General features: G+C 61.6%; 8 protein-coding genes and 1 pseudogene. 1 reads left to right on the forward strand and 8 read right to left on the reverse strand.

Annotated features, from left to right (window positions below; genetic code table 11):
• The first annotated feature begins 30 nt into the window (after positions 1–30).
• On the forward strand, positions 31–1314 hold the full coding sequence (locus tag CN311_RS24785; protein ID WP_115504270.1) for a calcium-binding protein: 1284 nt from the start codon (positions 31–33) through the stop codon (positions 1312–1314).
• A gap of 105 nt (positions 1315–1419) precedes the next feature.
• Here the strand turns inward: CN311_RS24785 and CN311_RS24790 are convergent, their stop codons facing one another.
• The 8 genes and pseudogenes from CN311_RS24790 to pdhA form a co-directional block, all read right to left on the reverse strand.
• The gene (locus CN311_RS24790) at positions 1420–1875 is read right to left on the reverse strand and encodes a type II toxin-antitoxin system RatA family toxin (RefSeq protein ID WP_097576304.1); all 456 of its coding nucleotides are present in this window, start codon (positions 1873–1875) and stop codon (positions 1420–1422) included.
• 12 nt (positions 1876–1887) lie between these two features.
• Positions 1888–2853: a lipoyl synthase gene (gene lipA / locus CN311_RS24795; RefSeq protein WP_097576305.1), complete on the reverse strand. Its 966-nt coding sequence runs from the start codon at positions 2851–2853 to the stop codon at positions 1888–1890.
• Between the two features lie 136 nt (positions 2854–2989).
• A pseudogene (locus tag CN311_RS24800) lies at positions 2990–3209 on the reverse strand (GlsB/YeaQ/YmgE family stress response membrane protein).
• Between the two features lie 101 nt (positions 3210–3310).
• Positions 3311–4750 (reverse strand): dihydrolipoyl dehydrogenase, encoded by a 1440-nt coding sequence (gene lpdA / locus CN311_RS24805; RefSeq protein ID WP_097576306.1) that lies wholly within the window; start codon positions 4748–4750, stop codon positions 3311–3313.
• Positions 4751–4768: 18 nt separating this feature from the next.
• Positions 4769–5407: an SGNH/GDSL hydrolase family protein gene (locus CN311_RS24810; RefSeq protein WP_097576307.1), complete on the reverse strand. Its 639-nt coding sequence runs from the start codon at positions 5405–5407 to the stop codon at positions 4769–4771.
• A gap of 131 nt (positions 5408–5538) precedes the next feature.
• Positions 5539–6921, reverse strand: coding sequence for a pyruvate dehydrogenase complex dihydrolipoamide acetyltransferase (locus CN311_RS24815; protein ID WP_097576308.1), 1383 nt, complete (start codon positions 6919–6921; stop codon positions 5539–5541).
• Between the two features lie 17 nt (positions 6922–6938).
• Positions 6939–8324: a pyruvate dehydrogenase complex E1 component subunit beta gene (locus tag CN311_RS24820; protein ID WP_097576309.1), complete on the reverse strand. Its 1386-nt coding sequence runs from the start codon at positions 8322–8324 to the stop codon at positions 6939–6941.
• 15 nt (positions 8325–8339) lie between these two features.
• Positions 8340–9287: pyruvate dehydrogenase (acetyl-transferring) E1 component subunit alpha (pdhA, locus tag CN311_RS24825; protein WP_097576313.1), on the reverse strand; the 948-nt coding region annotated here is incomplete at its 5' end.

Raw genomic sequence — 9287 nt, forward strand, 5'->3', positions numbered from 1 at the left:
GCACAATTGTGTGCTCAGGGAGGCAATACCATGGCAAAGCCAGTAATAAACCCAGTATTGATCGGCCCAGATTTCTCGTTGCTGTCCGCAAGCGTCGACCTGAACTTGCACAACCATACAGTGCAACTCGAGGAGAACCCCCCGAGCGCGACAGTCTCCAACGAGGCCGGTTACTTCGCAGGCAGTAACGGGGTCGCATACACCACCGACTTCACCAACCCCACCGGGGATTATCTCCGTGTTTACACCGGCTCGGAATTCTCAGACCGAGTGATCGGCGACGATCTCCTCAACCATCTTCTCGGCGGCGGCGGCAACGATTTCATGCACGGCGGCGGCGGTAACGATTGGATTGAAGGCGGTGACGGTAACGATTCTATTGCCGGTGATGCCGGCGACGATTCCCTCTACGGCAACGCCGGCGACGACACCATCAAAGGTGGTGACGGCAACGACTTTATCAGAGCCGGTGACGGTAACGATATCATCAACGGTGGGGCCGGAGACGACGCCATCTATACCAGTGACGACAACCAAGCCCACTACTCCCCCGGTGTCGACATAGTCAACGGCGGGGCCGGCAACGACTTTATCAGAGCCGGTCGCGACGGCGGTATATTCAACGGTGATGCCGGCGACGACACCATCATCGGCAGCGAGGGTAAGGACACCATCAACGGCGGTGCCGGGAACGACAATCTCCACGGTGACAACGACGGCATGAACGCTAACACCGTCGACACTATTCACGGTGGCGCGGGGGACGACTACATTCAAGGTGACAGCTTCTTTCTACCATCCGGCAGAGCCAATTTTCTCTACGGCGACGGCGGCAACGACACCATCATCGGGTTCTACGGTGACGACACCATCGAGGGTGGCTCCGGCAACGACATTATCGACGGCGGTAGAGCGAACATATACGGAAATTCCGGGAGCGACACCATGACGGGAGGTGCCGGCAACGACATCTTCGTCTTCCACTCGGAAACCTTCCAAGGTCGCAACTATGGGGCGCTCGTCGACGGGCAACATGACATCATCACAGATTTCAAGCACGGCCGGGACAAGATCGATCTGAGTGACACTAACGACACCGCGTTTCTGCAAGGCGTCAACTTCAACTCAGCACAGTCAGCCCTGGATTATCTGCACGCGCATAATCTTTCTGTCACGAGCACAGTAGTGAAAGTCATTGATAGTGGTGACGGCACCCTCGTCAGTTTCAGTGACGACACTGGCACACTGGACCTTAATGTGTCAGTCGGCGCGACGACAGCAACTCACATTACCGAATCAGACTTCATCTTCTAACCAACGCGAGGGGCGGCGGACAAAGTCGCCCCTCACACGCCACTGGTGGTGAGCGAAAACCGCTCGTCGGCCAACATGTCGAACTAAATACTTAGCCTGTGACAGTCAGGCCGCTCCTGCGCCATAGACAATGTCGGCGCGCTTCTCGAACGCCTCGGAGAACATGCGGAAGGCGCGGTCGAACATCGTTCCCATCACCGCGCCGAGGATGCGGCTCTTGAACTCATAGTCGATGAAGAAGTGGACTTCGCAGCCGCCGTCGGCAGGATCGAAGCGCCAGACATTGCTGAGATATTTGAACGGCCCGTCGATGTATTTGACGTCGATGGCGTTCTCGTCGGGCTTTAGAAGCACTTGCGTGGTGAAGGTCTCGCGGATCGCCTTGTAGCCGATGCTCATATCGGCGATGAGAATCGTGCGACCGTCGCGCTCCTTGCGCGAGCGCACCGTCAGCGCCTCGCACAGCGGCAGGAATTGCGGATAGGTCTCAACATCGGCGACCAGAGCGAACATCTGTTCCGGCGTATGGGCGACGCGGCGTATGGCTTCGAATTTCGGCATGAAACCAGCGTGTTAGGCTGATTTTCTGAGCTGCGATTCGCGCGCCGCGCGCAGCCTGGCGAAATCGTCGCCGGCATGATGCGACGAGCGTGTCAGCGGGCTCGACGCCACCAGCAGGAACCCCTTGGTCCTGCCGATCGTCTCGAAGGATTTGAATTCCTCCGGCGTGACGAAACGGATCACCGGGTGGTGCTTCTTCGACGGCTGCAGATACTGGCCGATGGTCATGAAGTCGACATTGGCCGACCGCAGATCGTCCATCAGTTGCAGAATCTCGTTCCGCTCCTCGCCGAGCCCGACCATGATGCCGGACTTGGTGAAGATCGAGGGATCGAGTTCCTTGACCCGCTGCAAGAGCCTGATCGAGTGGAAATAGCGCGCGCCCGGACGAACCGTCAGATAGTTCGACGGCACGGTCTCGAGATTGTGGTTGAAGACGTCGGGCTTGGCCGCCACCACGATCTCCAGCGCGCCGTCCTTGCGCAGGAAGTCGGGCGTCAGGATCTCGATCGTCGTCGACGGCGTCGCCGCGCGGATGGCGCGGATGACCTCGGCGAAATGCCGTGCACCACCATCGGCAAGGTCATCGCGATCGACGGAAGTGATGACCACGTGGCTCAGGCCCATCTGCTTAACCGCATGCGCGACACGGGCCGGCTCGTCGAGATCGAGCGCGGTCGGTATACCGGTAGCCACGTTGCAGAAGGCGCAGGCGCGCGTGCAGATCTCGCCCATGATCATGAAGGTGGCGTGCTTCTTTTCCCAGCACTCGCCGATATTGGGACAGCCGGCCTCTTCGCACACCGTCACCAATTTGTGCGATTTCACGATCTCGCGCGTTTCGGCGTAGCCTTTCGACATCGGCGCCTTGACGCGTATCCAGTCGGGCTTGCGCAGCACCTCCTGGTCAGGCTTGTGCGCCTTTTCGGGGTGCCGCAGTCGCGGTGCGTTGGCGATCGTGTCGAGGACGGTGACCATCTGAAACCCGGTTCATTCGCGAGCGCCTTTCCGGCGTTCGCCTTGCAACGTCATCTAGGACTTTTTGACCCAAAGAAAAAGGCCGTAGCTCTGCATGCCGCCACAGCCGTTTTCGCATGGCAAGAGTTGAGATCGATTAACGGCGAACCAGGCGTCCTACCCAGATCAGCAGACACGCGCCGATAAAACCGGTAATCAGATAGGCGATCCAGCCCGCGCCGAAGGCACCGATATTGAGCGCCAAGGATGATGTTCATCAAGATGCCGGTGTTGCTCTTCATGAACATCTCGGCAAACCAGCCTGCCAGCCCTCCGATGATGATGGCTGCTATCCAGCCCACGCCATTCACGTCCATATGCCCACTCCTCTGCTGACGGGTGAAAATGCATTCGGAAACGAACTACCTTGCGTTGAGTTCCCCGGGCGCTTGCGTGTGCGTCTCACCCGGCCAATTTATCATGCGTTCAGCGCACGGCCATAGGCGTCGAGCACGCTTTCCTTCATCATCTCGGACAGCGTCGGATGCGGGAAGATGGTGTGCATCAGCTCTTCCTCGGTGGTTTCGAGGTTCATCGCCACGACAAAACCCTCGATCAGCTCGGTCACTTCGGCGCCGACCATGTGAGCGCCGAGCAACTGGCCGGTCTTCCTGTCGAAGATGGTCTTGACGAAGCCCTGGTCCTCGCCAAGCGCGATGGCCTTGCCGTTGGCGGCGAACTGGAAGCGGCCGACGCGGATGTCCTTGCCCTCGGCCTTGGCCTCGGTCAACCCGACGGAGGCGACCTGCGGGTTGCAATAGGTGCAGCCCGGGATCTTCAGCTTGTCAGTGGCATGCACGCCGGGGAAATTGGCGATCTTTTCCACGCATACCACACCCTCATGCTCGGCCTTGTGGGCGAGCATCGGCGGGCCGGCGACATCGCCGATGGCATAGATGCCGGGCACATTGGTCTTGCCGTAGCCGTCGACGACGACGCAGCCGCGCTCGGTCTTCACGCCCAGCGCCTCGAGCCCGAGATTTTCGATGTTGCCCTGCACGCCCACGGCCGAGATCATGCGGTCGGCGGTGATCTTCTCGACCTTGCCGTCCTTCATCTCGACATGCGCGGTGATCGAGTTTGCCGATTTCTCGACCTTGGTCACCTTGGCCTCGAGGATGATCTTCATGCCTTGCTTCTCGAACTGCTTCTGCGCGAATTTCGAGACCTCGGCGTCCTCGACCGGCATCACCGCCGGCAACAGCTCGACCACGGTCACCTCGGCGCCCATGGTGCGGTAGAAGGAGGCGAATTCGATGCCGATGGCGCCCGAACCCATCACCAGCAGCGACTTCGGCATCTCCTTCGGCACCATCGCCTCGAAATAGGTCCAGATCAGCTTGCCGTCCGGCTCGATGCCGGGCAGCGCGCGCGGCCTGGCGCCGGTGGCCAGGATAATGTGCTTGGCCGTGTAGGTGCCCTCGCCCTTGACGCCCTTCGGCACCGGCGGCTGCGGCTCCATCGGCTTCTTCTGGGATTTCGACACGACAATCTCTCCCGGCTTGGAGAGTTTGGCTTCGCCCCAGATGACGTCGACCTTGTTCTTCTTCATCAGGAAGGCAACGCCGCCATTGAGCCTGAGCGAGACTTTTCGCGAACGATCCACCACGGCTGACGTATCGACGCTGACCTTGCCGTCGAGCTTCAGGCCATAGTCCTTGAGGTGATCGGAATAGTGCATGATCTCGGCTGAGCGCAGTAGCGCCTTGGTCGGAATGCAGCCCCAGTTGAGGCAGATGCCGCCAAGATGCTCACGCTCGACGATCGCTGTCTTGAAGCCAAGCTGGGCGGAACGCACCGCCGCGACATAGCCGCCAGGGCCGGAACCGATGATGATGACGTCGTAGTTCTCAGCCACGATTTTCTCCTTGATTCCCTAGAGTTCCAGCATGACGCGCACGAGCGGCGCCAGCGCCTGCCCGATTTTTCGCGTGTTCTCGGCATCGAGATGAACGCCGTCGAGCGGCGTGGTCTTGGCCACCGTGCCGGCGTCGAAGAAGCCGCAGCCGGCCTCGTCGGCAAGGGCGGAATATAGCGCCGCCAATCGCAGCGAGGCGTCATCGCCGCCAGCGAACATCTCCTTGAATTCGGCATTCTCCGTGCGGCTGACAGCGGGTGGTGCGACGATCAGGATCTGCGGCGCCGGCCAGTCGAAGGGGTAATCATGACCACGCACGATATCGATCAGGCGCTGGATGCCTTGCTTGGCCGCGACCGGATTGCCATGGATCCACGGCTTCATGTCGTTGGCGCCGAGCATGATGACAATGAGGTCGATCGGCGCATGCGTCGTCAGCACCGTCGGCAGCATCCTTGCGCCGTTGCGGTCGGCGCCGGCCAGATGGTCGTCGAAAGCCGTGGTGCGGCCGTTCAGGCCCTCGGCGATGACCTCGACACCGCCGCCCAGTGCCTTCCCCAGCACGCTCGGCCAGCGGTCTTCGAGCGGGTGACGGTCGAGACTTGCCGCATCATAACCCCAGGTCAGCGAATCGCCGTAGCAGAGAATTGTCTTCATGCGTTTGCCCAACTCCTGCCAAAACCCGTCTGAGCGCGCTTGACCCGCCAGCGCACGAATGCGCCAGCCGAACCGGAAAGGACGAAAGCAAAAAGGCTGGTGAAGAATTTCCGCACCGCCTTCTTCCCTCTCTAGACCAGCATGCCCATCGGGTTTTCGATCATGCGCTTCAAGGCGACGAGCAGTTCGGCGCCGAGCGCACCGTCGACGGCGCGGTGATCGGTCGACAGCGTCACCGACATGACGGTGGCTATTTTGATCTCGCCATTCTTGACCACAGCCCGCTCCTCGCCGGCGCCGACCGCAAGGATCGTCGCGTGCGGCGGATTGATGACGGCGGCAAAGTCCTTGATGCCGAACATGCCGAGATTGGACACGGCGGTGGTGCCGCCCTGGTATTCCTCGGGCTTCAGCTTGCGGCTGCGGGCGCGGCTGGCCAGGTCCTTCATCTCGTTGGAGATCACCGACAGCGTCTTTTCGTCGGCGCGCCGGATGATCGGCGTGATCAGGCCACCGGGGATCGATACCGCAACACCGACATCGGCATGCTTGTGCTTGACCATGGCGCTGTCGGTCCAGGACGCATTGGCGTCCGGCACCGCCATCAGCGCCATCGCCATGGCCTTGATCACCATGTCGTTGACCGACAGCTTGTAGGCCGGCGCCTCACCCTTGTCAGTCTTCTTCACCGGGGCAGCCGCGTTGATTTGCGTGCGCAGCGCCAGAAGCGCGTCAAGCTCGCAGTCGAGCGTCAGGTAGAAATGCGGGATGGTGGTCGTGGCCTCGACCAGCCGACGCGCGATGGTCTTGCGCATATTGTCGTGGGGGACAAGCTCGTAGGAGCCTTCGGCGAACAGTTTCAGCACCTGCTCGTCCGCCATTGGCTTGGCTGCGACTGCCGCAGCCGGAGCGCCGGCGGGCGCCGCTTTTGCAGCAGGCGCCTTGGCGCCACCACCGGAAATCGCTGCATCGACATCGGCCTTGACGACGCGGCCATGCGGGCCGGAGCCGGTCACCGCGGAGACATCGACGCCGGCTTCCCGCGCGATGCGGCGGGCCAGTGGCGAGGCGAAGGTGCGCTCACCGCTTGCATGGCCATTGGCCACCGGGGCCGCCTTGGGCGCCGGTGCGGCGACAGGTTCTGCCTTTGGCGCTTCCGGCTTCGGGGTTTCAGCCTTCGGAGATTCAGTTTTGGGGGCGTCTGTTTTTGGCGCCTCGGCCTTTGCCGGCGCAGCGTTGCCGCCACTCTTGGCGGCGGCACTTGCATCCTCGCCTTCGGCCGCGAGCACAGCGATCAGCGCATTGACCTTGACGCCTTCGGTGCCGGCCGGAACGACCAGCTTCGCGACCGTGCCCTCATCGACGGCTTCGACTTCCATCGTTGCCTTGTCGGTCTCGATCTCAGCGATCACATCGCCCGGCGAAACCTTATCGCCCTCCTTGACCAGCCATTTGGAAAGATTGCCCTCTTCCATCGTGGGCGACAGGGCCGGCATGGTGATGTTGATTGGCATTTTGTCCTCCGCCCTGCTCAGCGATATGTGACGGCTTTGACCGCCTCGACGACCTCGCCGACATTGGGCAACGCCAGTTTTTCGAGGTTAGCGGCATAGGGCATCGGAACGTCCTTGCCGGCAATGGTGATGACCGGCGCGTCGAGAAAATCGAAGGCCCGCTGCGACACCTGGTTGGCGATATGGTCGCCGACCGAATTCTGCGGGAAACCCTCCTCCACCACAACCAGACGGTTGGTCTTCTTGACCGAAGCGATGATGGTGTCGAAATCGAGCGGGCGGATGGTCCTGAGGTCGATGACTTCGGCGTCGATGCCCATGCCGCGCAATTCGGCCTCGGCCTTCACGGCATAGGTCATGCCGATGCCGAAGGAGACAATGGTGACGTCCTTGCCCGGTTTGTGGATGCGCGCTTTGCCGATCGGCAGAACGAAATCGTCCAGCTTCGGCACGTCGAAGGAGTGGCCGTAGAGGATTTCGTTCTCGAGGAAGATGACCGGGTTCGGGTCGCGGATCGCTGCCTTCAGCAAGCCCTTGGCGTCGGCGGCGTTGTAAGGCATCACCACTTTCAGCCCGGGGATGTGGCTGTACCAGGCGGCGTAGCATTGCGAATGCTGAGCGGCGACGCGGGCGGCCGCACCGTTCGGGCCGCGGAAGACGATCGGCGCGCCCATCTGGCCGCCGGACATATAGAGCGTCTTGGCGGCGGAGTTGATGATCTGGTCGATCGCCTGCATGGCGAAGTTGAAGGTCATGAACTCGACGATCGGCTTCAGGCCGGCCATCGCCGCGCCGACGCCGACGCCGGCAAAGCCATGCTCGGTGATCGGCGTGTCGACGACGCGCCGGTCACCGAATTCCTGCAGCAAGCCTTGCGTGATCTTGTAGGCGCCCTGGTACTCGGCGACCTCCTCGCCCATCACGAAGACGTCTTCGTCGCGGCGCATTTCCTCGGCCATCGCGTCGCGCAACGCCTCGCGCACCGTGGTCGAGACCATTTCGGTGCCGGCCGGGATGTCCGGATCGGCGGCGATTTCGGTCTTTGGCGCCGCGGCGACAGGTGCTGCCGCCTCGCTCTTGGCCGCGGCGGGCGCCGGCGCTGCTTTCTCGGCTTCGGGAGGCTCTTCGCCGACGCCTTCGCCAGCCTTGTCGATATCCTCGCCGTCAACCGCAAGCACGGCGATCACCGCGTTGACCTTGACGCCTTCGGTGCCGGCAGGCACCACGATCTTCGCCAGTGTGCCTTCATCGACGGCCTCGACTTCCATCGTCGCCTTGTCGGTCTCGATCTCGGCAAGGACGTCACCGGCGACAATTTTGTCACCTTCGTTCTTCAACCATTTGGAAACATTGCCCTCTTCCATGGTCGGCGAGAGAGCGGGCATGAGAATTTCGATCGGCATGTCCTTGCCCTCTCGTTACAATACGATGTCGGTCCAGAGCTCGGACGGATCCGGCTCCGCGTCGTTCTGGGCAAATTCAGCGGCGTCGGCGACGATGTCGCGGACCTCCTTGTCGACGGTCTTGAGTTCGTCCTCGGTGGCCCATTTCTTGTCGAGCAGCCGCGCCTTGACCTGCTCGATCGGGTCGTGCTCGGAGCGCATCTTCTGCACTTCTTCCTTGGAGCGGTACTTTGCCGGGTCAGACATCGAATGGCCGCGATAGCGGTAGGTCTGCATTTCGAGGATCAACGGCCCGTTGCCGGCGCGGCACCATTCGGTGGCGAGATCGCCGGCGGACTTGACCGCACGCACATCCATGCCGTCGACCTGGATGCCGGGGATCTTGAAGGAGGCGCCACGATGTGAAAAGTCGGTCTCGGCCGAAGACCGCGAGACCGAAGTGCCCATGGCGTAGCGGTTGTTCTCGATGATGTAGATCACCGGCAGCTTCCACAGCGAGGCCATGTTGAAGCTTTCATAGACCTGGCCCTGATTGGCGGCGCCGTCGCCGAAATAGGTCAGCGACACATTGTTGTTGCCGCGATAGCGGTTGGCGAAGGCCAGGCCGGTGCCGAGCGACACCTGCGCGCCGACAATGCCGTGGCCGCCGTAAAAATGCTTCTCCTTGGAGAACATGTGCATGGAGCCGCCCTTGCCCCTGGACAGGCCGCCGCGGCGCCCGGTCAGCTCGGCCATGACGCCGCGCGGCGACAATTCCATCGCCAGCATGTGGCCGTGGTCGCGGTAGGCGGTGATCATCTGGTCGCCATCGACCAGCGCCATCTTCATGCCGGTGACAACAGCTTCCTGGCCGATATAAAGATGGCAGAAGCCGCCGATGAAGCCCATGCCGTAGAGCTGGCCGGCCTTTTCCTCGAAGCGGCGGATGAGCAGCATGTGCCGGTAAGCGGCAAGCTCCTCGTC

The sequence above is a fragment of the Mesorhizobium sanjuanii genome, assembly GCF_002529485.1.
Lineage (GTDB): Bacteria > Pseudomonadota > Alphaproteobacteria > Rhizobiales > Rhizobiaceae > Mesorhizobium > Mesorhizobium sanjuanii.